Below are 22651 nucleotides of genomic sequence, written 5' to 3'. Positions count from 1 at the left end.
ACAGACTGATTTGTTTGGCGACTATCAATCTACCAACATCAAACCTCCGCCACCACCTCCCGCTCAGTTCGTCAATCCCGTCTTCCCCCATTTCCCGCGAAGAACCAAAAAAAAGCCACCGGGCAGTGCCACGGTGGCTTTCTCTATTTATATAGAGCGATGAGGCTTAGCGGCGCGCGTCCGCTCCCACCTCGTCCGGGCGCAGGGTCGATGCCAGCTTGTCCAGCACGCCGTTGACGTACTTGTGGCCGTCGATGCCGCCGAAGGACTTGGTCAGCTCGACCGCTTCGTTGATCACGACGCGGTAGGGGACTTCCGGGTGGTTCTTCAGCTCGTAGGCGCCCAGCAGCAGGACGCCGTGCTCGATCGGCGACAGCTCGGCCACGCTGCGGTCGATCAGCGGCGCGATGACTTCGCGCAGCTCGACCGAGGTGGCGATGGCGCCGTTCAGCAGTTCGCTGAAGAACTCGCCGTCGGCCTTCTCGAAACCGTGCGCGCCGCGGATGTTGGTGACGACCGTGCGGGCCGGCTCATTGTTCAGCAGCCATTGGTACAGTCCCTGCAGCGCGAACTCGCGCGCGCGGTGGCGCGGCGTGCGGTTCTTGCTCGGGTTGGCGTGCGTGGTCTTTTCAGTCATGTGCTTCCCTTCCTTATTCTTCTTCAGCCTGCAGCTCTTCCAGCGCGAACAGCAGGTTCGACATCTCGACCGCGACGCGCGCCGCGTCGGCGCCCTTCTCGGCCATGCGGGCTTCGGCCTGCTCGTCGTTCTCGGTGGTGAGGATGGCGTTGGCGATCGGCATGCCGTAGTCCAGGCCGATGCGGGTGATGCCGGCGCCGGATTCGTTCGACACCAGCTCGAAGTGGTAGGTCTCGCCGCGGATCACCGCGCCCAGCGCGATCAGGGCATCGAACTGCTGGGTCTCGGCCATTTTCTGCAGCGCCAGCGGGACTTCCAGCGCACCCGGCACCGTGATGTGGAGGATGTCCTCGTCGGCGACGCCCAGGCGCTTCAGTTCGGCCAGGCAGGACGACAGCAGGCCGTGGCCGACGTCGGCGTTGAACCGGGCCTGCACGATGCCGATACGCAGGCCGTCGCCCGCCAGATTGCTTTCAAAAGTTCCTACCGTCATGGCTGACCTCTTCTTCTCGAATGTGTATATATATATTAGTGGGTATTCGCCGGTGGCCGCGCGCCGTCAGGCGTTTGGCTGCGGCAGGTAGCCGGTGACTTCCAGGTCGAAGCCGGTCATCGAAGGCATCTTGCGCGGATTCGCCAGCAGCTGCATCTTGCCGACGCCAAGGTTGCGCAGGATCTGGGCGCCGATGCCGTAGGTGCGCAGGTCCATCGAGGCCGCGCGGGCGCTGCGCGGGCCGCTGTCGCGCGGGGCGAACTGGGCGAACAGCTGGTCGGCGGTCTCGCCGCAGTTCAGCAGCACGATGACGCCGCTCTCGCCCTTCTTGACCGCCTTCATGGCCGAGGCCAGGTCCCAGGAGTGGGTCGAGGCGCAATCGCCCAGCACGTCGAGGATCGAGACCGGCTGGTGCACGCGCACCAAGGCTTCCTTGTCGCGCGACAGCTCGCCGTGCACCAGGGCCAGGTGGGCCGCGCCGCTCGGCTTGTCGCGGAAGGCGACCAGCTTGAAATCGCCGTGGGGCGTGGCCATCGGGCGCTCGGCCACGCGCTCGACCAGGCTTTCGTTCTGGCTGCGGTAATGGATCAGGTCGGCGATGGTGCCGATCTTCAGCTTGTGTTCCTGCGCGAACTCGATCAGGTCCGGCAGGCGCGCCATGGTGCCGTCTTCCTTGATGATCTCGCAGATCACCGAGGCCGGGGTCAGGCCGGCCATCTCGGTCAGGTCGCAGCCGGCTTCGGTATGGCCGGCGCGCATCAGGACGCCGCCCTTCTGGGCGCGCAGCGGGAAGATGTGGCCCGGCTGGACCAGGTCGTCCGGCGTCGTGCCCTTGTTCACGGCCACCTGGATGGTGCGCGCGCGGTCGGCGGCGGAAATGCCGGTGGTCACGCCCTCGGCCGCTTCGATCGACACCGTGAAGTTGGTGCCGAAGGAGGTGCCGTTCTTCGAGGTCATCATCGGCAGCGCCAGCTCGTCGCAGCGTTCTTCGGTCAGGGTCAGGCAGACCAGGCCGCGCGCGTGGCGGATCATGAAGTTGATCGCTTCCGGAGTGACGAAGTCGGCGGCCAGCACCAGGTCGCCCTCGTTCTCGCGATCTTCTTCATCGACCAGAATGACCATGCGCCCTGCGCGCAGTTCGGCAACGATTTCCTCGGTGCTGGAGATAGACATACGGATTTCCTTGAAACGGCGGTGTTTGCGTAATCCGCTATTTTAAAGGATTTACCGTCTTTCAACCGAAGCAAAGCAAGAGCTGCTCCATCACAGCGCTGCGCATTCGCCAACGGTTGTTGCCAATGAGCAACACGCAACAATTCGCGTACATTTGCCCACATGGAATTGTTAAGCTCAGCTTCTTGCACGCAACAAGCTAGCGTGCCCACGCATGACTCGATTATGATGAAGACATCGCGGCCTGGGGTGTCGCCGGGAACTTTCCCACGTGACGCTCGGCCATTTCCTGGAGTTGCCATGACGGTCATTCCGCACGCCTTCAGTCGCTGTCCGCCTTCCCCGGAAAGGCGGCACTGAATGGCCACGATCCTGATCGTCGACGACCGCCCGAGCAACCGCGCCTTCCTGAATGCCCTGCTCGGCTTTACCGGCCACAGCCTGCTGGAGGCCGAAGACGGGGCCCAGGCCCTGACGCTGGCGCGCGTCCGGCGCCCCGACCTGATCATCACCGACATCCTGATGCCTGTCATGGACGGCTACGAGCTGGTCCAGCAGCTGCGTCTCGATGCCGACCTGCGCAGCATCCGCGTGATCTTCTTTTCCGCCGTCTACGCGGAACACGAGACCAAGGCGATGGCGGCGCGCTGCGGCGTCGCTACCGTGCTGCCCAAGCCGGCCGACCCGCAACAGATCCTCGACGCCATCGGCGCCGAACTGGGCGTGCTCGAGGGCGAGCCGCCGCTGCCGGTGCCGCAGCTGGCGCCGGAAAGCGACCGCGCCCTGCCCTTCGACCTCAGCGCGCGCCTGGCCGAACTGGAACGCATGTGCCTGGCCCTGATCGGCGAGCGCCGCGTCGAGACCCTGGCCTCGTCCTTCCTCGATGCCGCACGCCGCGTGCTGCATGCCGACTGTGCCGCGCTATGCCTGCTCGACCGGGTCGAGCGCAGCGTCCGCCACCTCGACACCTGGTCGCTCGCACCGAGCCTGCTCGCAGCCCACGCGCTGGACGAGGGCCAGTTGCCCGGCATGCTGCTGCGCGCCCGCGCGCCGCTGCGCCTGGCGGAAGGCGATCCGATGCTCGGCAGCATGCCGTCCTGTCATCCGGCCATGGGCAGCTTCCTCGGCCTGCAGGTACACGACCTGCAGCATCCGCACGGCTGGCTGTACTGCGCGCGCCGCCTCGGCGCCCCCGCCTTCACCGAAGAAGAAGAACGCTGGGCCACCGCGCTGGCCGCCCAGCTGGCGGTGGCCTATGAAAACCTGAACCTGTACGACGTGGTCCAGCGCCACGCCGCCCAGCTGCAGCTCGAGGCGCTGGCGCGCGCCGACGCCGACAAAGCCCTGCGCGAGAGCCAGCACCGGCTCGAACTGAACCGCCAGGTCTTCGACAGCACCCAGGAAGGCATCATGATGACCGATGCCCATGCCAACATCGTCGCCGTCAACCCGGCCTTCGAGCAGATCACCGGCTACCGCGAGGCGGAAGTGATCGGGAAGAACCCGCGCATCCTGCGCTCGGGCCGGCACGACGAGGCCTTTTACGGGAGCATGTGGCGCTGCCTGGAGAGCGATGGCCAGTGGCGCGGCGAAATCTGGAACCGACGCAAGAACGGTGAAATCTATCCCGAACGCCTCGGCATCAGCGCCGTGCGCGACGAAGCCGGCAACCTGACCGCCTACGTCTCGGTATCGACCGACCTGTCGGCCCTCAAGGCCGCGCACCACCAGCTCGACTTCCTGTCCAACCACGACGCGCTCACGCTGCTGCCGAACCGCTCGCTGTTCAACGACCGCCTGCAGCAGGCGATGGCGTCCGCGCGCCTGGGCGACGGCCAGCTCGCCCTGCTCCTGTTCAATATCGACCGCCTCTCGCGCATCAACGACAGCCTCGGCCACGCGGCCGGCGACGCGGTGCTGTGCGAGGTGGCGCGCCGGGTCGGCGAGATCGCCGGCCCGACCAACACCCTGGCGCGCCTGTCCGGCGACGAATTCGTCCTGCTGCTCACCAATTGCAAGGACACCGACGACATCATCCTGGCCGCGCGCCGCCTGATCGACGCCATCGCCCAGCCCCACCAGGTGGGCGGGCACGACGTGGTGGTCACCGGCAGCGTCGGCATCAGCATCTTCCCGCGCGACGGCAGTGCGCCCGGCGACCTGCTGAAGGCCGCCGACGCCGCGCTGACCGACATGAAGGGCGCGGGACGCAACGGCTTCCGCTTCTTCAAGGGCGAAATGAACGCCCAGGCGCTGCGCTGGCTGGCGCTGGAGACGCGCCTGCGGCGCGCCATCGAACGCGAGGAACTGGCCCTGCACTACCAGCCGCAGGTCTCGCGCATCGACGGCAGCGTGGTCGGCATGGAGGCGCTGCTGCGCTGGCGCAGCGACGAGATCGGCGTGGTACCGCCGGGCGACTTCATCCCGCTGGCCGAGGACACCGGCCTGATCCACCCGATCGGCGAATGGGTGATCCGCCAGGCCTGCTTCCAGAACAAGGCCTGGCAAAACGCCGGCCTGCCGCCGGCGCGGGTTGCCGTCAACGTCTCGGCCAGCCAGTTCAAGGCCGGCTCGGTCAGCGGGATCGTGCGCCAGGCCCTGGACGACAGTGGACTGGCGCCGCGCTACCTGGAGGTGGAGCTGACCGAGAGCGTGATGCTGGGCGACAGCGCCGCGGCCGAGGCGCAGATGGCCGAGCTGCGCGCCATGGGCGTATCGCTGTCGCTGGATGACTTCGGCACCGGCTATGCCTCGCTCGGCTACCTGTCGCGCTTCCCGCTCGACAAGCTCAAGATCGACCAGACCTTTGTCCGCAACATCACCACCGAGCAGCGCAGCGCCGCGATCGCCCAGGCCACCATCGCGCTGGCCCAGGGCTTGTCGCTGTCGGTCGTGGCCGAGGGCGTGGAAACGGTCGGCCAGCGCGACTTCCTGGGACTGATCGGCTGCGACGTGATGCAGGGCTACCTGTACAGCCGCCCGGTGCCGGCCCAGGAAATGGCCCAACTGCTTGCCAAGGGGCGCGTCGCGGTTTGACATAGATACACGACAGCGCAACAGTATCCGGCGCCATGCGCGGTAGAATGCCTGCTCGTCCCTAGAATCGGATCCCAGATGAGCAACAATTTCGTGCGCGGCCTGTGCCTGGCCGCGCTGCTGTGCGCGCAGTCGCTGGCCGGCATCGCCGGCGCTGCAGCCTTGCGCCTGGACGCACCGATTCCCGTGGGCCCGCAGGTCAAGGTGGGCAAGCTCGCCAACGGCCTCACCTATTACATCCAGCGCAATGCCCGTCCCGAGCGCAAGCTCGAACTGCGCCTCGTGGTCAAGGCCGGCTCCATCCTCGAGGACGAGGACCAGCGCGGCCTGGCCCACTTCGTCGAGCACATGGCCTTCAACGGCTCGACCAACTTCCGCAAGCACGAGCTGGTGTCCTACCTGCAGACGATCGGCGTCGGCTACGGAGCCGACCTGAACGCCTATACCTCCTTCGACGAAACCGTCTACATCCTGCCGATCCCGACCGACAAGCAAGAGCACGTGGCCAAGGCCTTCCAGGTACTCGAAGACTGGGCCCACGGCCTGCGCTTCGACCCCGAAGACATCGACAAGGAACGCGGCATCGTGCTCGAAGAGCTGCGCCTCGGCAAAGGCGCCTCGGACCGCATGGGCAAGCAGATCATGCCGGCGATCTTCAACGGCTCGCGCTACGCCGAGCGCCTGCCGATCGGCACCGAGGACGTGCTGCGCAACTTCAAGCCCGAAGCCCTGACCCGGTTTTACCGCGACTGGTACCGCCCCGACCTGATGGCGGTGGTGGTGGTCGGCGACATCGATCCGGCGCGCGCCGAACAGCTGGTCAAGCGACATTTCGCCCAGCTGAAGAACCCGAAGCCGGCGCGTCCCCGCCCCTATGCCGAGATCCCGGCGCGCCAGGCCACCGAGGCACTGGTGGTCACCGACCAGGAAGCGACCGGCAATGCGGTGCTGATCCGCTACCCGGTCCAGCCGGTGGTCGAGGCCGGCACCATCCGCGCCTACCGCGACAACCTGGTGCAGGCCATGTTTTCCGCCATGCTCAACCAGCGACTGGGGGAGCTGTCCCAGCTGCCCGAGCCGCCCTTCATGGGCGCCAGCAGCTCGCTCGGCAAGCTGACCCCGCGCTACCGCTCCTACAACGCCTCGGCGGCGCTGGGGCCGCGCGGCGCCGAGGCGGCGCTCACCGCCCTGGTCGAAGAAAACGAGCGCGCCCGCCGCTACGGCTTCAGCGCCGCGGAACTCGAGCGCGTCAAGAAAAGCCTGATGCGCGATTACGAGCAGGCCTGGAACGAGCGCGCCAAGAGCGACTCGGGCACTTATGCCGCCGAATACATCCGCAACTTCCTGCAGCAGGAAGCGATTCCCGGCATCGACACCGAATACCGCTACGTCAAGGAGCTGGTGCCCGGCATCACGCTCGAGGAACTCAACGCCTATGCGCGCCGCACCATCCCGCTCGAGTCCGGCAAACTGGTGCTGTACACCGGCGTGACCCGGCCCGAGACCCCGCAGGGCGCCCAGCTGCTGGCGGCCGTGGCGGCGGCCCAGCGCGCCGAACTGCGCCCGCACGACGAGAAAGCCGTCGCGGCCCGCCTGATGGAGCGCCCGCCGACACCCGGCACAATCGTCGCCGAGTCGCACGACAAGGCGCTCGGCCTGACCCACCTGGTGCTGTCGAACGGCGTCAAGGTGATCCTGAAACCGACCGACTTCCGCAACGACCAGGTGATGATGAGCGCGGCCCGCTTCGGCGGCCAGAGCCTGTTCAGCGACCAGGACATCCTGAACGCGCGTTTCGCGAATGCGATCGTGGCCAGCATGGGCGTGAAGGACTTCAGCCCGCTCGACATGCGCAAGATCCTGGCCGGCAAGGCGGCGCAGGTGAACGTCGGCCTGGCCAACTACACCGACGTCGTGGTGGGCGCCTCGGGCGCGACCGACATCGAGACCATGCTGCAGCTTACCTGGCTGAAATTCCACGGCGTGCGGCGCGACGAAGACCTGTTCCGCTCCTATGTCGGCAAACAGGCCGAGCAGGCCCGCAACCAGACCGCCCAGCCCGGCGCACGCTTCGGCGACGCGGTGATGGCGGCGCTGTACAACAACCACCCGCGGGCGCCGCGCACGCTCAAGGCCGAAGAGTACGGGCAGATCGACCTCGACCGCAGCATCGACATCTTCCGCCAGCGCTTCTCCAGCGCCCGCGACCTGACTTTCGTCCTGGTCGGCAGTTTCGATACGGCCGCGATCAAGCCGCTGCTGGCGGCCTACCTCGGCAGCCTGCCCACGCCCGAGCTCACCGTTGCCTTCCGCGACGTCGGCCTGCGTCCGGCGACGGGGGTGGTCAAGCGCGAAGTGCGCAGCGGTTCTGAGCCGAAGAGCACGATCTCGCTGACCTTCACCGGCCAGGCCGAGTTCACCGAAGCCGAGCAGCTGCGCCTGTCGGCCCTGCTCGAAGTGGTGAACCTGCGCATCATCGACGTGCTGCGCGAAAAGATGGCGCTGATCTACGGCGGCGGCGCCGCCGGCGTGCTCAGCAAGATCCCCTACGGGAACTATTCGATCGGCGTGACCCTGCCGACCGGGCCGGAACACGTGGACAAGGTGATCGCCGCGACCTTTGCCGAAATCAAGAAGCTGCAGCTCGAGGGACCGGAAGCGGCCGACCTGGAGAAAGTGAAGAGCAACTGGATCCAGAATCACCGCCGCTCGCTGCGCGAGAACGGTTACTGGCTGGGGCATTTGCAGACGGCGCTGAGCGAAGGGACGGATCCCGGGGCCATCCTGCAGGTCGAGAAGCAGGTGCAGGCGCTGTCGGCGGCAGATATCCGCATTGCGGCGCAGCGCTACTTCAACGAGCAGAACTACGTGCAGGTGGTGTTGAATCCGGAGACGCAGGCGGTGCAGACGGTGGCGGCGTCGACCACCAAGGCAACGGTACCTGGCGGCTAAATATCGGGTGGTCGGTTCATTCATTCTGCCGACCACCCAACGAATCAATCCTTTGCCGACAGCATGCGCTCCACGTAACGCGCAATCAGGTCGATCTCCAGGTTCACCTTCGACCCGGCCTTCAGGTGCTTCAGCGTGGTCACCTCGATCGTGTGCGGAATCAGGTTGATCGAGAAGCGGCACAGCTTGCCCCCTTCCCCAGCGATGTCTTCCACGCGGTTCACCGTCAGCGACACGCCGTTGACGACCACCGACCCTTTATAGGCCAGGAACTTCGCCAGTTCCCAGGGGGCGTCGATGACCAGTTCGCGCGATTCGCCGACCGGCTCGAAGCTGTGCACCACACCCAGTCCGTCGACGTGGCCGGATACCAGGTGACCGCCCAGGCGCTCGGCCAGGGTCAATGCCTTTTCCAGGTTGACTTCGCCGCTGGCTTCCAGGCCCACGGTCTTGTTCAGGCTTTCGCGCGAGACGTCCACGGTGAAGGCCTTGTCGGTCTTGGCGACCACGGTCATACAGGCGCCGTTGATGGCGATCGAGTCGCCCAGGGCGACGTCGGCCAGCGCCAGCGGGCCGGCGTCGACTTCCAGGCGCACGCCCGCGAACGAGCCACCCTCCAGGGGGGTGACCGAGGTGATGTTGCCGACGGCGGCGACGATTCCAGTAAACATACGAGCTTATTCCTCAGTGTTGGTGTCAGGTTGGATGAAGCGGGCCAGGATCCGGATGTCGTCGCCGACGCGGGCCAGGTCGTGGAAGCGCAGGCGGCGCTTGTCGGCCAGGCGCGCCAGCGGCGGCAGCTCGAACATGCCCTGCCCCGGCCCGATCAGGTTCGGGGCCAGGTAGACCAGCAGCTCGTCGACGCAGCCTTCGCGCACCAGCGAGGCATTCAGTTTCGACCCGGCTTCCACGTGCACTTCATTGATCGCGCGGCGCCCCAGTTCACGCATCAGGGCCGGCAGGTCGACCTTGCCCCGGGCATTCGGCAGCGCCAGGACTTCATGTCCGGCCGCGCGCAGCGCCGCAGCTTTCTCGGGCAGCTCGACGGCGGCCACGATCCAGCACGGCTCGCCCTGCAGGATGCGCGCCGCAAGCGGTATGTCGAGCCGGCTGTCGACGATCACGCGGCGCGGCTGCATGGGCGTATCGACGCCGCGCACGTTCAGTTGCGGGTCGTCGGCCTTGACCGTGCCGATACCGGTCAGGATCACCTGCGCACGGGCGCGCCAGGCATGGCCGTCGGCGCGCGCCTCGGCCCCGGTGATCCACTGGCTCTCGCCCCCGGTCAGCGCGGTGGCGCCGTCCAGGCTGGCCGCGACCTTCAGGCGCACCCAGGGCAGGCCGCGCCGCATGCGCGAGAAGAAGCCGATGTTGAGTTCATGGGCCTGGTCGGCCAGCACGCCCGAGGTCACGGCGATGCCGGCCGCCTCCAGCTGGGCCAGGCCGCGCCCGGCGACCAGCGGGTTGGGGTCGGTCATGGCCGCCACCACGCGCCTGAGGCCCGCCTGCACCAGCGCGTTCGAGCAGGGTGGCGTGCGCCCGTAATGGCTGCACGGTTCCAGCGTGACGTAGGCGGTGGCGCCGCGGACATCGTTGCCGCGCGCCTGGGCGTCGCGCAACGCCTGGATCTCGGCATGGGCCTGGCCGGCAGGCTGGGTGTGGCCGGCGCCGATGACGACGCCGTCGCGCACGATCACGCAGCCGATCCGGGGATTCGGCGCCGTGATGAACATGCCTTTCGCGGCCCAGGCGAGTGCCAGCGCCATGCCGTCGGTATCGTTGAGGATCTGTGCCGTGTCGTGTGCCAAAATGTTCCGTTCCGCTGTCCAGTTCAGGGCGGCGCTGCGCTGCCCTCGCAGCCCGCGTCGCGCGCCGGATTGCACAGCCGTACGCGCCCGAGCATATTGATTTTAATACGGCGGGTCTGCCCGCCGTGGAACAGCGACAGGGTGCCGAGGCGCGCCGCGGCGCTGCTGGTATCGCTGCAGCTGCGCCCGGCGCCATTGTAGGCGATGTACCGGGGCGGCGCTGAGCTGGTGAAGGAAAAGCCGACCCGCAAGCCTTGCGGCAAGGGCCCGTGGACGGCCAGCACCTCGTCAGGCGCTCCCGGCAGGCGGTCGCCGTCGCGGTCGATGAACACCGTCCAGCCCTGCGCCCAGTCGGCGCCCAGTGGGTCGCGCGGCATCAGCTTGACCTGTTCCTGGCGGGCGATGGCTTGCGCCCGGGCATGCAGGATCGCGTCGCGCAGTTCGCCGGAGGCGGCTTTCAGCTGCTGGGCGCGCACCAGCGCCCCCAAGTCCGGCGCGGCCACCGCAAACAGCAAGGCGGCAACGGCGAGCACCACGGCCAGTTCGGCCAGCGTGGCGCCCTTGGGTGGGCTGGGCCTCATGGCCAACAGCGCGGCGCCGCCCCGCTCGCGCCCTGCGCCCCGCTGCTGGCAAGACGCAGCACGCCGCAGTCGGGATCGCTGAAACCGCTGTCGACGTTCGCGGTTCCCGGCCGGGCGCGCAGTTCGATGCACTGGCTGATGGGCTGCCCCTCGCAGGCCCGTCCGTCGAGCTCGTAGGCGCTGTCGCCCGGCTGCGCACCGATCCACCAGCGGAACTGGCGGCTGTCGGCATCCGTGGACGCCGCGGAGAAGGCGGCATAGGTATGGTGCAGCGCGCGGTACTGTTCCTGCTTCTGCATGGTATCGACCAGCGCCAGCTGCGCCTGGACACGCCGGCTCCTGACCACGTGGCGCGCATAGTTCGGGTAGGCGAAGGCCGTCAGGATCGAGACGATCGCCAGCACGACCAGCAGCTCGACCAGGGTGAACCCGCGGTGTGTCCTCATCTTCTCTCCCGCCAATTGCCGATTTCGCGCCAGCCGACGCGGATGCCGGGTCCGCCCGGGCTGCCCGGCGCCGCCGGCCGACCCGGTGTAGCGGCGGCGGGCAGCTTCAGGTAATAGGCCTGCAGCACCACCTGGGTCGCCGCCGCACTGCCGAAGCCGAGCGCGCTCACCCGGTACAGCAGCGCTCCGGATGCCGACGGCATGCGCTCGATGAGGTAGCGCGGCGCCCGGGCCGCCAGTCCGCCCTCGCCTGCCGGGATCTGGGCGCCCGTGAAGCTGCCGAGGGCGACCGCCGGCCCGTCCTCGTCCGCCAGTGCGGCCAGGATGGTGCCGGCGTCCGGGGCGTGTTCGCACAGGCCCTCATAGGGGGCGCCGCCACGGCAGCCGCCCGCGAAGGCCGCCGCGGTCCCGTTCGCCAAGGCGGCGGCGCGCGCCGACGCGGGGTCGCTCAAGCCTTCGATGTCGTGTTCGGCGTCCGCCAGCGCGGCCATCGCGCCCTGCAAGGCCAGCATCCGGTCGCGCTCGTGCCCGGCGGCACGCGCACCGCTGATCGCCGTGCGCGCCGCGGCAATGCTGGTCATCAGGACCGCCAGCATCAGCAGCAGCGCGGTCAGCAGCGCGACGCCACGCTGCTCCTTGCCATGCCGGGAAGGCCGGGTAGATGCCGTCATCGCGCCCTCAGCGCATGCGCGCCGGCAGCGCGATGGTGGTGCCGAATACCTTGCGGTAACGCGGCGCTGCGCCGGCGGACAGGGCCGCCTCGCGCAGGCGCGTGCCGGCATCGTCCGCGCCGGCCGGCTCGCCGTAGCCGCGCCCGAACAGCGCGTAGACGGTATCGCCCGCCGTCCCCAGCCGGCTGACCGGACCATGCAGCAACAGCGCCACCCGTACGCTCACGATCTTCTTCCAGTGGGTGCGCCGGCGCAGGTCCGCCGCGCGCTCGGCGGCGGTCGCGCCGGCGAGCGCGAGTCCCGCGTCCAGTCCGGCCAGGGCCCTGGCGTTGACGTAGCGCTCCGGCGCCCCGTCGGCATCTGTGTCGAGGCCGTACAGCACCTGGAAGCTGTCGACCGCGCCGACCACCGCATCTGCCGACCAGGCGCCGGCGCCCCGGTATTTGCAGCGCAGCTCGGCATCGCCCTGGGCGTTGCGGGCGACGTAGAAGATGCTCCAGCCTTCCTCGTCGCGGTGCACGCTGAAGCCGGCGCAATCGAGGCTGGTGCCGTCGCCATTCGGCGCCGCTCCCGTGCCCGGGAAACGGACTGCCAGCACGTCGCTGCCGTTCACCACATCGGCGGCAGCGGCGGATGCGTCGTCGATGCCGAAGCCGGTCCGGTGCACGCTGCTGGCGTCGAGCCCGGCCAGGCGCGCCGGCGCACCCAGTTCCGGTCCGGTAGCGGCGCCTTCCCAGTCGGCGGCCGCGGCCTGCCGCACCGCCCTGGCGATCGCTTCCAGGGCATAGCGTCCGGCGTCGTCCATCGCGGCCGTCTCCAGCTGGGCGGCAAAGGCCCGGTTGGCCCAGATGAACAGGCCGGCCGCGCCGAGCAGCACGCCCAGGCCGACCGTCATGGCGACCAGCAGCTCGACCAGCGACATGCCTCGTTGGACCATCATCGGAGCACCGCCACGTAGCCGGGTGCATCGCCCGTTCCCTGCCAGCCCAGCTTGACGACCGGCAGCGCGTCGGCGTTGCCGTCGCAGCTCCAGCGGAAGCGGCGGGTGGCGCTGTCCCAGGGCGAGCCGTCGCGGCACACGGCGATGCGGCCGCGCGGGAACTGGACGTGCAGCGCCTGGCGGATGTCGTGCAGGTCGGACTCGGCCAGCTGGGCCGGCGTGCAGCCGGCGCCGCCGTAGCAGCCCATGCCGGCTGCGGGCGGGCCGCCGGCCGCGTCATAGGCGAAGGCGAGATAGGGATTGGCGCCGTCGGGCAGGCCGGCGACCGCAGGATTGACCTGCATGCGCGCCGCCAGCGACGCCGCCAGCTGCGCCGCTTCGGACATCAGCGCCGATTGCTGGCGCGTGCGTTCGGCTGTCAGCTGGGTTGCCCCGGCGCCGACGATGCCGATGGCCAGCACGAACAGCGCGACCAGCACCTCGGCCAGCGTGAATCCCCCCATTTTTGCCCTCACATGCCCTCCCGGTCGACTGCGAGCTGCGAAGTTATCAGGCGAGCGCCGGCCAGCCGTGAGCTGGCGCAATCGTGTCAGGGGAACTGCTGGGAGTGGACGTTTACTTGCGAGGATGGCCGACTTCGGCCAGCGCTTCCTGGAACTCGGCCAGGTCTTCGAAGTTCTTGTAGACGGAGGCGAAGCGGATGTAGGCGATCTTGTCGAGCCGCTTGAGTTCCTGCATCACCAGCTCGCCGACGTAGCCGGTGTCCACCTCGCGGCGGCCGCTGGTCAGGAGCTTTTCCTCGATGGTGGCGACCGCGGTGTCGATGGCTTCGGCGGCGACCGGGCGCTTGCGCAGCGCCAGCATCAGGCTGCCGCGCAGCTTGTTGGACGAGAACTCGGTGCGGCTGCCGTTCTTCTTGACGATGATCGGCATCGACAGCTCGATGCGCTCGTAGGTGGTGAAGCGCTTGTCGCACTTCGCGCAGCGCCGGCGCCGGCGGATGGCGTCCCCTTCCTCGGACACGCGGGTGTCGAGGACCTGGGTATCTTCATGCTGGCAGAAAGGACATTTCATGGGGCGCCGGGCTGCTGGTGAAAACCCTTACTTCGCGTAGACCGGATACTTGTCGGTCAGCAGCTTCACTTCCGCCTTGACGCGCTCGATGGTCGCGGCGTCGTGCGGGTTGTCCAGCACGTCGGCGATCAGGTGGCCCACCTTGACCGCGTCTTCTTCCTTGAAGCCGCGGGTGGTGAAGGCCGGGCTGCCGAGGCGGATGCCCGAGGTGACGAAAGGCTTCTGCGGGTCGTTCGGGATGCCGTTCTTGTTGCAGGTCATGTGTGCCTGGCCCAGGATTGCTTCCGCTTCCTTGCCGGTCAGGCCTTTCGAACGCAGGTCGACCAGCATCACGTGCGACTCGGTACGGCCCGAAACGATGCGCAGGCCGCGCTCGGTCAGGGTGTTGGCCAGGGCGGCGGCGTTCTTGACCACCTGCTTCTGGTATTCCTTGAACTCGGGCGACAGCGCTTCCTTGAAGGCCACGGCCTTGCCGGCGATGACGTGCATCAGCGGACCGCCCTGGATGCCCGGGAAGATCGCGGAATTGATCTGCTTCTCGTACTCGGCCTTCATCAGGATGATGCCGCCGCGCGGGCCGCGCAGCGACTTGTGCGTGGTCGAGGTGACGAAGTCGGCGTGCGGCACCGGGTTCGGGTATTCGCCGGCGGCGATCAGGCCGGCGTAGTGGGCCATGTCGACCATGAAATAGGCGCCGACTTCCTTGGCGATGCGGGCGAAGCGCTCGAAGTCGATGCGCAGCGCGAAGGCGGAGGCGCCGGCGATGATCATCTTCGGCTTGTGCTCGCGCGCCAGGCGTTCCATGGCCTCGTAGTCGATGTCTTCCTGCTCGGTCAGGCCGTACGAGACGACGTTGAACCATTTGCCCGACATGTTCAGCGCCATGCCGTGGGTCAGGTGGCCGCCTTCGGCCAGCGACATGCCCATGATGGTGTCGCCCGGCTTGAGCATGGCGAAGAACACGCCCTGGTTGGCCTGCGAGCCCGAGTTCGGCTGCACGTTGGCGGCTTCGGCGCCGAACAGTTGCTTCAGGCGGTCGATCGCCAGCTGCTCGGCGACGTCGACGTATTCGCAACCGCCGTAATAGCGCTTGCCCGGATAGCCTTCGGCGTACTTGTTGGTCAGCTGCGAGCCCTGCGCTTCCATCACGGCCGGCGAGGTGTAGTTCTCGGAAGCGATCAGTTCGATGTGGTCTTGCTGGCGAACGTTTTCTTTTTGGATGGCATCCCACAGTTCCGGGTCGATATTGGCGAGCGTATGATCTTTTGCAAACATGTAAAACTCCAATCGAGAGAAATACCAGGCAACGGGCAGCGTTGAATCGGGCGGGACCGGCAGGCGCGCAGGCACCCTCCCGATACGACACGTACCAGTCGGTGGCTGCCCAGGCGAACGGCGGGTGACATCTCACGTTCCCCGGTGGGTGCCCACCTTTTGCCAGTGCCCTACAATGTCTTGGGCGCACGGCGTTTCGCCAGTTACGTGAGACGTAAATGAAATGATTGTATGTGATCCGGGCCCCTTAGGGCAAGGAAACAGCTGTCTTCTTAACAAGCTCGCAGCCTGGCAAACCGGCGCCAGCAGACTTGTGGCCATTTCGGCTACAATTTTCAGATCCACCGCCCTCAGGACTCACCATGATCGTCTTCATCACCGGCGCTTCGGCCGGCTTCGGCGCCGCGATGGCGCGCGTTTTCGTCCGCAACGGCCACCGCGCCATCCTGGCCGCGCGCCGCACCGAGCGCCTCGCCGAACTGGCGCGCGAGCTGGGCGACGCCGCCCTGCCGGTCACGCTGGACGTCACCAGCCGGGCCTCGATCGAGGCTGCCCTGGCCGGCCTGCCGGAAGGCTGGCGCGACATCGACGTGCTCATCAACAATGCCGGCCTGGCGCTGAACACCAAGCCGGCCCACGAAGTGCCGCTGGAAGACTGGGACACCATGATCGCCACCAACTGCCAGGGCCTGGTGACCATGACCCGCGTCTTGCTGCCGGCGATGGTGGCACGCGGCAACGGCCTGGTGATCAACCTGGGTTCGGTGGCGGGCCATTACCCTTACCCGGGCGGCAACGTGTATGGCGCGACCAAGGCCTTCGTCGAGCAGTTCACCCTGAACCTGCGCGCCGACCTGGTCGGCACCGGGGTGCGCGCGACCAACCTGGCGCCGGGCCTGTGCGGCGGCACCGAGTTCTCGAACGTGCGCTTCAAGGGCGACGACGCGGCGGCGGCCAAGGTGTATGAAGGCACGCAGCCGCTCACGGCGGAGGACATCGCGAACACGGCATACTGGATCGCGACCCTGCCGGCGCACGTCAACGTCAACAGCATCGAGCTGATGCCGACCTGCCAGGGCTTCTCGCCGTTCACGATCAAGCGCAGCTGATTTCCACTGTATTTACCGCCCCGGATGTACCACCCGAATCGCGCGCTCTGCAATTGTGAGAAAGTGTTACAGTAATTGGCCTTTCGGCTATGTTTCACGTCTACTACTGCGCACCGTAGCTGCCTTTAGCGAAAGGCAGGCCCGACCTTTTCCCTGTCCTATGTTCGCAAGCGTACATAGGGAGGGCAAAATCGCGTAAAATGTTTCCTATTTAAAATTAATGGCAGGGGAAATGCCTTCAGCTTTTGACTGGACAGTCAGGGTCTATTACGAAGATACCGACGCCGGTGGCATCGTGTTTTACGCCAATTACCTGAAATTCTTCGAACGTGCGCGCACCGAGTGGCTGCGTGCGGCCGGCGTCGGCCAGCAGGAATTGCTGGACGCGGACGGCACCGCTTTCGTCGTCAAGAGTGCCTCCCTGGACTACCATGCGCCGGCTCGCCTGGACGACGTGCTGACCATCCGCACCACGGTCGAAAAGCTCGGCCGCGCATCGGTCCAGTTCGCCCAGCAGGCCTGGAAAGGCGAGCTGCTGCTGACCAGTGCCAGCGTCAAGGTCGGCTGTGTCGACATCGCCACCATGCGGCCACGTTCGCTTCCAGACCATGCTGCTGATAAAATGCGCGCCGCGTAAACGAGCGCCTGAATAATCCGACAACAGAAGCCTTACCGATGACCGAGACCCCAGACCTTTCGTTGACCGCCCTGATCTTCAACGCCCACCCGCTGGTGCAGTTGATCATGGCCCTGTTGCTGATCCTGTCGATCGTGAGCTGGACCTATATTTTCCGCAAGGTCTTCGCCCTGCGCGCAGCACGCAGCCAGACCGAGCAGTTCGAGCGCAGCTTCTGGGCCGGCGGCAACCTGCACACCCTGCACCAGAGCGCCAGCGCCCAGCGCGACCAGAGCGGTCCGCTGGCGCGCATCTTCGAATCCGGCATGGGCGAATTCATCAAGGGCAAGCAGGCCGCGCGCGACGTCGCCGACATGGGTCCGGTGCTGGACGGCTCGCGCCGCGCCATGCGCGCCGCCTTCCAGCGCGAACTCGACGCCCTCGACATCCACCTGAACTTCCTGGCCTCGGTCGGTTCGGTCTCGCCCTACATCGGCCTGCTCGGCACCGTGTGGGGCATCATGAATTCCTTCCGCGGCCTGGCCAGCGTGCAGCAGGCGACGCTGGCAGTGGTCGCGCCCGGCATCGCAGAAGCCCTGATCGCCACCGCGATCGGCCTGTTCGCAGCGATCCCGGCGGTGGTGGCGTACAACCGCTTCACCCACGACATCGACCGCCTGGCGATCCGCTTCGAGAGCTTCGTCGAAGAATTCTCGAACATCCTGCAGCGCCAGGCGCGCTGAGACGGAGGACAGGATGGCCTTTTCCAGCAGCAGCCTGCGCGGCGGACGCAAACGCAAGTTCAAATCCGAGATCAACGTCGTGCCCTACATCGACGTGATGCTGGTGCTGCTCATCATCTTCATGGCGGTGCCGGCGAACGAGGCGCCGAGCGTCGTCAACCTGCCGAGCGCCGAAAAGTCGGCGCTGCCGCCGGACACCTATATCCGGATCTCGGTCCAGCCGGACAGCAAGCTGTCGATCGGCGTCGGCGGCAAGCAGAAGATGGCGTCGGAAGAAGTGGCCGACCGCACCGCCCTGCTCGAACGCCTGCGCGCCCTGCACGAGGAAAATCCGGACTACCCGGTCTTGATCGAAGGCGACCGCGACAGCAAATACGATGACGTGATCCAGCTGATTTCGGAAGCGAAGAAGATGGGTATCAACCGGGTGGGACTTGCCACCAAGTGATATGTCAGCCGCATTGAAGCCCGCCCCTCAGCCTGCTACCGCCGGCGCGCCCTACCAGGTGCCGCCAGAACCGAGCCGCATGCCAGCCTTCCTGCTGGCAGTGGCCGTGCACGCCGTCCTGATCGGCTTCCTGTGGTTCGGCATCAGCTGGCAGAGCAACGAACCCGTTGCGGTCGAGGCCGAAGTCTGGGACATGTCGGTCCAGAGCGCCGCCGCGCCGACCCTCCCTCCCCCGCCCGCCCCCGAGCCGGAACCCGAACCCGAGCCCGCTCCGCCGCCGCGTCCGGTAGAACCGCCGCCCGTGGAACGCCCTGCGCCGACGCCGCCGGATATCAATTTGCAGCGCGAGAAAGAGCGCAAGGAAAAAGCACTGGCCGAGCAGAAGGAACGCGAGCGCAAGAAGGAAGAAGCGCGCTTGAAGGACCTCGCCGAGAAAAAGAAGAAAGACGACGAACAAAAAGCGAAGGACTTGGCCGCCAAGAAGGAAGCTGATAAGAAAAAGGCTGACAAACTGGCCGCTGAGAAGGCGGCCAAGGAAAAAGCCGAGAAGGCCGAAGCTGCCAAGCTCGAGAAGTACCGCCAGGAAGACCTGAAGCGCATGGCAGGCGCCATGGGCACCACGGGCACCGCCGAGAAATCGACCGCGCCGAAGGCCGACAGCGGCTACGTGGCCGCGATCACCGCCGCGATCAAGAGCAATACCGCCTATGGCGGCAGCACCACGATGCCGGGCAATCCGAAGGCCATTTTCAAGGTCGAGCAATTGCCGACCGGAGAAATCATGTCGGTGCGCCTGGTGAAAAGCAGCGGTGTGCCTGAGTTTGACAGAGCAGTGGAAAATGGTATCAAAAAGGCATCCCCGCTCCCGAAGAAGAAAGACGGCACGGTGGAGCGCACGCTCGACGTCAACTTCTCGATGAAAGACTACGACTGATCGCTACTGAAGACAGACTATGAAAAAACTCCATTACCTGCTGTTTAGCGCCACCCTGCTGATGGGGACGGCGACGCAAGCCCAGATCAAGGTCGAGATCGCCGGTGTCGGCAGCAACCAGATCCCGGTCGCGGTCGCCGCCTTCGCCGACGAAGGCCTGGCCCCGGCCGACGTGTCCGACATCATCCGCGCCGACCTCGAGCGCAGCGGCGTATTCAAGGTCATCGACGCCGGCCAGACGATCAGCGACAGCGCCAGCGTCGACCTGGCCGCCTTCCGCGCCAGCGGCGCCGACGCCCTGGTGGTCGGCAGCGTGTCGCGCGGTCCGGACGGCCGCTTCGCGGTGCGCTACGAGCTGCACGACACCGTCAAGGGCGGGCAGATCTCGCAGCTGGGCGGCGAAGTGCAGCCGAAGTACATCCGCCTGCAGGCCCACCGCATCGCCGACGACGTCTACGAAAAGCTGACCGGCGTGCGCGGCATCTTCTCGACCCGCATCGCCTACGTCAAGGAAGACCGCGCCGGCCGCAACTACACCCTGGCCGTGGCCGACGCCGACGGCGAGAACGAAGTCGTGGCCGCGCGCGGCCGCGAACCGATCATCTCGCCGGCCTGGGCGCCGGACGGCACCAAGGTCGCCTACGTCTCGATGGAAGACCGCAAGCCGGTGGTCTACCTGCAAGACCTGATGACCGGCCGCCGCAACGTGATCTCCAACCTGAAGGGCAACAATTCGGCGCCCGCCTGGTCGCCGGACGGCCGCACCCTGGCCGTGGCCCTGTCGAAGGACGGCAATACCGAAATCTACACCGTGAACTCGGACGGCACCGGCCACCGCCGCCTGACCAACAGCCCGTCGATCGATACCGAGCCACAGTTCTCGGCCGACGGCCAGACCATTTACTTCACCAGCGACCGCAGCGGCGGTCCGCAGGTCTACAAGATGAGCGTCGCCGGCGGCAATCCGACCCGTGTGACCTTCAACGGCAATTACAACATCAGCCCGCGCGTGTCTTCGGACGGCAAGACACTGGCCTGGATTTCCCAGCGTGGCGGCGGTTTTTCTCTCTACGCGATGGACCTGGCCAGCGGCCAGGAGCTGCGCCTGGCCGAAGGGGCCACCGAACCGAGTTTTTCGCCTAACGGCAAGTACATCATGTATGCGACCAAAGGCGGCGGGCGTGTCTCGCTCGCCGTGGTCTCGGTGGATGGACGGGTGAAGCAGCGCTTGACCACCAATGCGGGAAACATTCGGGAGCCCAGCTGGGGTCCCTTCATGAAGTAAATAGCAGTAAATCTTTAATAGACAAGGAGAAAAACCATGCGCAACTTCCAGAAAGTAGCCCTCATCGCTTCGGCCGTCCTGCTGACCGCTTGCTCGTCGACCAAACTGCAAGAGACCCCGGTCGTCGAAAAGACCCCGACCCCGACCGCGGCACCGGCTGAGCCGGCACGCGAAATCCGTCCGGTCGAAACCGGCAGCGTCGATCCGCTGAACGATCCGAAAGGCGAGCTCGCCAATCGCAGCGTCTACTTCGACTACGACAGCTTCGTCGTGCGCGAAGACGGCAAGCCGGTCGTCGCCAACCACTCGGGCTACCTGACCAAGAACACCGGCCGCAAGGTCCTGATCCAGGGCAATACCGACGAACGCGGCGGCACCGAGTACAACCTGGCCCTGGGCCAGAAGCGTGCCGAAGCCGTCCGCCGTGCGATGTCCTCGCTGGGCGTGTCGGACAACCAGATGGAAGCCGTCTCGCTGGGCGAAGAAAAGCCGAAGGCCACCGGTAGCGACGAAGCTGCATGGGCTGAAAACCGCCGCGCGGACATCGTTTACCAGTAATCTTCCAGCAATCAAGCTGACAGTTTTAAGACTCGGCTGATTGACAGCGGGGCGGACAGCAGTGCAGACTGCATCCGCCCCGTTTTTACTCTGCAACCGGAAAACACTATGATGAAACTGTCCCCGTCCCGTCTTGCCTGCCTGATCCTGGCAGCCTGGATGCCGCTGCAGGCCTCCGCCGGCCTGCTCGACGACGACGAAGCGCGCAAGGCCATCCTCGAGCTGCGCGCCAAGGTCGACGCCGTTGCCCGCGAGCTGAAGGCCCAGATCGAGGCCAAGTCGGACAAGACCGTCCAGCTCGACATGCTGAACCAGCACGAGCAGACCATGCAGGAAATCTCGCGCCTGCGCGGCCAGATCGAAGTACTGGCCAACCAGATCGCCCGCGCCCAGGAAAGCCAGAAGCAGCTGTACGCCGACCTCGACGCCCGCATCAAGAAGATCGAGCCGCAGCAGGAAACCGTGGACGGCCAGGTCGCCCAGGTGCTGCCGTCCGAGAAGAGCGCCTACGACAGCGCCACCGCCCTGTTCCAGACCGGCGACTACAAGGGCGCCAGCGCCGCCCTGCAGGACTTCGTGCGCCGCTACCCGGATTCGGCCTATGCCGCCAACGCGCAGTATTGGCTCGGCAACGCCTGGTTCGCGCTGGGCGACTACAAGAAGGCCATCGCCGCCCAGGAAGTGCTGACCACGACCTACGCCAGCAGCCCCAAGGTGCCGGATGCGATGCTGAACATCGGCAGCAGCTATGCCCTGCTGAAGGACAGCAAGAACGCCAAGAAGGCGCTGCAGCAGCTGGTGTCGAAGTATCCCGAGTCGAGCGCGGCCAAGACCGCCAAGGATCGCCTGGCCTCGCTGAAATGAACTTGAGCTGCGCCATGGTGTCGTGAAGCATTTGACAGCGAACGCGGCCCAGCCTATAATCTCGCTTCTTTCGGGTCGTTAGCTCAGCTGGTAGAGCAGCGGACTTTTAATCCGTTGGTCGCAGGTTCGAATCCCGCACGGCCTACCAAGTTTCAAGAAAACGCCAACCTTCGGGTTGGCGTTTTTGTTTTCAGGCCGCCTGCGCCGCCGGATGCGCCTGCTTCCGGTACAGGAACTCCAGCACCGCCCTGCGATGCTCGGTATAGCGTGCATCCTGGGCCAGCGCCACCCGGTCGCGCGGCCGCTCCAGCTCGACCTCGACGATCTCGCCGATGGTCGCGGCCGGCCCGTTGGTCAGCATGACGATCCGGTCCGACAGCAGCACCGCCTCGTCCACGTCATGCGTGACCATCACCACGGTCGATTTGGTGGCCGCGACGATCTTGAGCAACTCGTCCTGCAGGTGGGCACGGGTCAGGGCATCGAGGGCGCCGAAGGGTTCGTCCATCAACAGCACCTTCGGCTCCATCGCCAGCGCGCGGGCGATGCCGACGCGCTGCTTCATGCCGCCCGAGATCTCATGCGGGCGCTTGCCTTCGGCACTGGCGAGCCCCACCAGGGCCAGTGCATCCTGGGTACGCTGGCGCAGCTGGGCGCGCGATTCAAGCCCGCCGAAAACCCGTTCCACTCCCAGATGGATGTTCTCGTAGCAGGTCAGCCAGGGCAGCAGCGAGTGGTTCTGGAACACCACGGCCCGCTCCGGCGAGGGCCCGGCAATCTCGCGGTTGGCGCACAGCAGCACGCCCTCGGTCGGCTTCAGGAGGCCGGCGATCAGGTTGAGCAGGGTCGACTTGCCGCAGCCCGAGTGGCCGATCAGGGTGATGAACTCGCCCTTGCGCACGGCCAGGTCGATGCCCTGCAGCGCCTGGAACACGCCCTTCTTGGTGTGGAAGGCCATCTCCACGCCGCTGATGTCGATGAACTTCGGATTCGGATGGTTCATGCTCG

23 protein-coding genes, 1 tRNA gene and 1 riboswitch are annotated in these 22651 nt (G+C 66.5%); of the genes, 11 read left to right on the top strand and 13 right to left on the bottom strand.

Going from position 1 to position 22651, the window contains the following annotated elements; translation table 11 throughout:
• Positions 1-166 precede the first annotated feature (166 nt).
• From nusB to ribBA, 3 genes are all read right to left on the bottom strand, one after another.
• Positions 167-637, bottom strand: coding sequence for a transcription antitermination factor NusB (gene nusB / locus AC56LK_RS18755; RefSeq protein WP_497185998.1), 471 nt, complete (start codon positions 635-637; stop codon positions 167-169).
• 13 nt (positions 638-650) lie between these two features.
• Positions 651-1130, bottom strand: a complete 480-nt coding sequence (gene ribH / locus AC56LK_RS18750; RefSeq protein WP_497185997.1) for a 6,7-dimethyl-8-ribityllumazine synthase — start codon at positions 1128-1130, stop codon at positions 651-653.
• A gap of 66 nt (positions 1131-1196) precedes the next feature.
• Positions 1197-2303, bottom strand: coding sequence for a bifunctional 3,4-dihydroxy-2-butanone-4-phosphate synthase/GTP cyclohydrolase II (gene ribBA, locus AC56LK_RS18745; protein WP_497185996.1), 1107 nt, complete (start codon positions 2301-2303; stop codon positions 1197-1199).
• A 360-nt stretch (positions 2304-2663) separates the two neighbouring features.
• Between ribBA and AC56LK_RS18740 the strand changes: the two genes are divergently transcribed.
• Both AC56LK_RS18740 and AC56LK_RS18735 read left to right on the top strand, forming a co-directional pair.
• Positions 2664-5339 (top strand): two-component system response regulator, encoded by a 2676-nt coding sequence (locus AC56LK_RS18740; protein ID WP_497185995.1) that lies wholly within the window; start codon positions 2664-2666, stop codon positions 5337-5339.
• Positions 5340-5417: 78 nt separating this feature from the next.
• Positions 5418-8291, top strand: a complete 2874-nt coding sequence (locus AC56LK_RS18735) for a M16 family metallopeptidase (RefSeq protein WP_497185994.1) — start codon at positions 5418-5420, stop codon at positions 8289-8291.
• A gap of 44 nt (positions 8292-8335) precedes the next feature.
• Here AC56LK_RS18735 and AC56LK_RS18730 read toward each other — a convergent pair whose 3' ends face one another.
• From AC56LK_RS18730 to glyA, 9 genes are all read right to left on the bottom strand, one after another.
• A complete protein-coding gene (locus tag AC56LK_RS18730; RefSeq protein ID WP_497185993.1) occupies positions 8336-8962 on the bottom strand; it encodes a riboflavin synthase in 627 nt (208 codons plus the stop codon).
• A gap of 6 nt (positions 8963-8968) precedes the next feature.
• Positions 8969-10057 carry a bifunctional diaminohydroxyphosphoribosylaminopyrimidine deaminase/5-amino-6-(5-phosphoribosylamino)uracil reductase RibD gene (gene ribD, locus AC56LK_RS18725; protein ID WP_497186001.1) on the bottom strand — a complete coding sequence of 363 codons (1089 nt, stop codon included), beginning with the start codon at positions 10055-10057 and terminating at the stop codon, positions 8969-8971.
• 65 nt (positions 10058-10122) lie between these two features.
• Complete coding sequence (locus tag AC56LK_RS18720) at positions 10123-10680, bottom strand: GspH/FimT family protein (protein ID WP_497185992.1); 558 nt, start codon at positions 10678-10680, stop codon at positions 10123-10125.
• A complete protein-coding gene (locus tag AC56LK_RS18715) occupies positions 10677-11126 on the bottom strand; it encodes a type IV pilin protein (RefSeq protein WP_497185991.1) in 450 nt (149 codons plus the stop codon). The genes AC56LK_RS18720 and AC56LK_RS18715 overlap by 4 nt, the downstream gene beginning before the upstream one ends.
• On the bottom strand, positions 11123-11797 hold the full coding sequence (locus AC56LK_RS18710; RefSeq protein ID WP_497185990.1) for a pilus assembly PilX family protein: 675 nt from the start codon (positions 11795-11797) through the stop codon (positions 11123-11125). The genes AC56LK_RS18715 and AC56LK_RS18710 overlap by 4 nt, the downstream gene beginning before the upstream one ends.
• Before the next feature lie 7 nt (positions 11798-11804).
• A complete protein-coding gene (locus AC56LK_RS18705) occupies positions 11805-12737 on the bottom strand; it encodes a PilW family protein (protein ID WP_497185989.1) in 933 nt (310 codons plus the stop codon).
• Positions 12734-13240: a type IV pilus modification protein PilV gene (gene pilV / locus AC56LK_RS18700; RefSeq protein WP_497185988.1), complete on the bottom strand. Its 507-nt coding sequence runs from the start codon at positions 13238-13240 to the stop codon at positions 12734-12736. The genes AC56LK_RS18705 and pilV overlap by 4 nt, the downstream gene beginning before the upstream one ends.
• Positions 13241-13352: 112 nt before the next feature.
• A complete protein-coding gene (nrdR, locus tag AC56LK_RS18695; protein WP_497185987.1) occupies positions 13353-13811 on the bottom strand; it encodes a transcriptional regulator NrdR in 459 nt (152 codons plus the stop codon).
• A 27-nt stretch (positions 13812-13838) separates the two neighbouring features.
• Entirely contained in the window at positions 13839-15086 is a 1248-nt protein-coding gene (glyA, locus tag AC56LK_RS18690) for a serine hydroxymethyltransferase (protein WP_497185986.1), read from the bottom strand.
• Positions 15087-15186: 100 nt separating this feature from the next.
• Positions 15187-15303: riboswitch (ZMP/ZTP riboswitch) on the bottom strand.
• A 145-nt stretch (positions 15304-15448) separates the two neighbouring features.
• On the opposite strand from glyA, the gene AC56LK_RS18685 reads away from it, so the two are divergent.
• The 9 genes from AC56LK_RS18685 to AC56LK_RS18645 all read left to right on the top strand — a co-directional run bounded on the left by AC56LK_RS18685 (position 15449) and on the right by AC56LK_RS18645 (position 21791).
• Positions 15449-16195, top strand: coding sequence for an SDR family oxidoreductase (locus AC56LK_RS18685; protein ID WP_497185985.1), 747 nt, complete (start codon positions 15449-15451; stop codon positions 16193-16195).
• 232 nt (positions 16196-16427) lie between these two features.
• The gene (ybgC, locus tag AC56LK_RS18680; protein WP_497185984.1) at positions 16428-16832 is read left to right on the top strand and encodes a tol-pal system-associated acyl-CoA thioesterase; all 405 of its coding nucleotides are present in this window, start codon (positions 16428-16430) and stop codon (positions 16830-16832) included.
• 38 nt (positions 16833-16870) lie between these two features.
• Entirely contained in the window at positions 16871-17554 is a 684-nt protein-coding gene (tolQ, locus tag AC56LK_RS18675) for a protein TolQ (RefSeq protein ID WP_436106841.1), read from the top strand.
• Positions 17555-17567: 13 nt separating this feature from the next.
• Positions 17568-18002, top strand: a complete 435-nt coding sequence (locus AC56LK_RS18670) for a biopolymer transporter ExbD (RefSeq protein WP_497185983.1) — start codon at positions 17568-17570, stop codon at positions 18000-18002.
• A gap of 79 nt (positions 18003-18081) precedes the next feature.
• On the top strand, positions 18082-18936 hold the full coding sequence (tolA, locus tag AC56LK_RS18665) for a cell envelope integrity protein TolA (protein WP_497185982.1): 855 nt from the start codon (positions 18082-18084) through the stop codon (positions 18934-18936).
• A gap of 19 nt (positions 18937-18955) precedes the next feature.
• Complete coding sequence (gene tolB, locus AC56LK_RS18660) at positions 18956-20221, top strand: Tol-Pal system beta propeller repeat protein TolB (protein ID WP_497185981.1); 1266 nt, start codon at positions 18956-18958, stop codon at positions 20219-20221.
• Between the two features lie 36 nt (positions 20222-20257).
• Positions 20258-20779, top strand: coding sequence for a peptidoglycan-associated lipoprotein Pal (pal, locus tag AC56LK_RS18655; RefSeq protein WP_497185980.1), 522 nt, complete (start codon positions 20258-20260; stop codon positions 20777-20779).
• 108 nt (positions 20780-20887) lie between these two features.
• Complete coding sequence (ybgF, locus tag AC56LK_RS18650; RefSeq protein WP_497185979.1) at positions 20888-21643, top strand: tol-pal system protein YbgF; 756 nt, start codon at positions 20888-20890, stop codon at positions 21641-21643.
• A gap of 72 nt (positions 21644-21715) precedes the next feature.
• Positions 21716-21791: transfer RNA gene (locus AC56LK_RS18645), tRNA-Lys, on the top strand.
• 42 nt (positions 21792-21833) lie between these two features.
• Here the strand turns inward: AC56LK_RS18645 and AC56LK_RS18640 are convergent.
• Positions 21834-22646 carry an ABC transporter ATP-binding protein gene (locus tag AC56LK_RS18640; protein WP_497185978.1) on the bottom strand — a complete coding sequence of 271 codons (813 nt, stop codon included), beginning with the start codon at positions 22644-22646 and terminating at the stop codon, positions 21834-21836.
• Positions 22647-22651 lie beyond the last annotated feature (5 nt).

This window comes from Telluria sp. ZB4P36, assembly GCF_059685865.1.
Note: the sequence above shows the minus strand (reverse complement) of the source record. Positions and strands in the feature narration are given on the sequence as shown.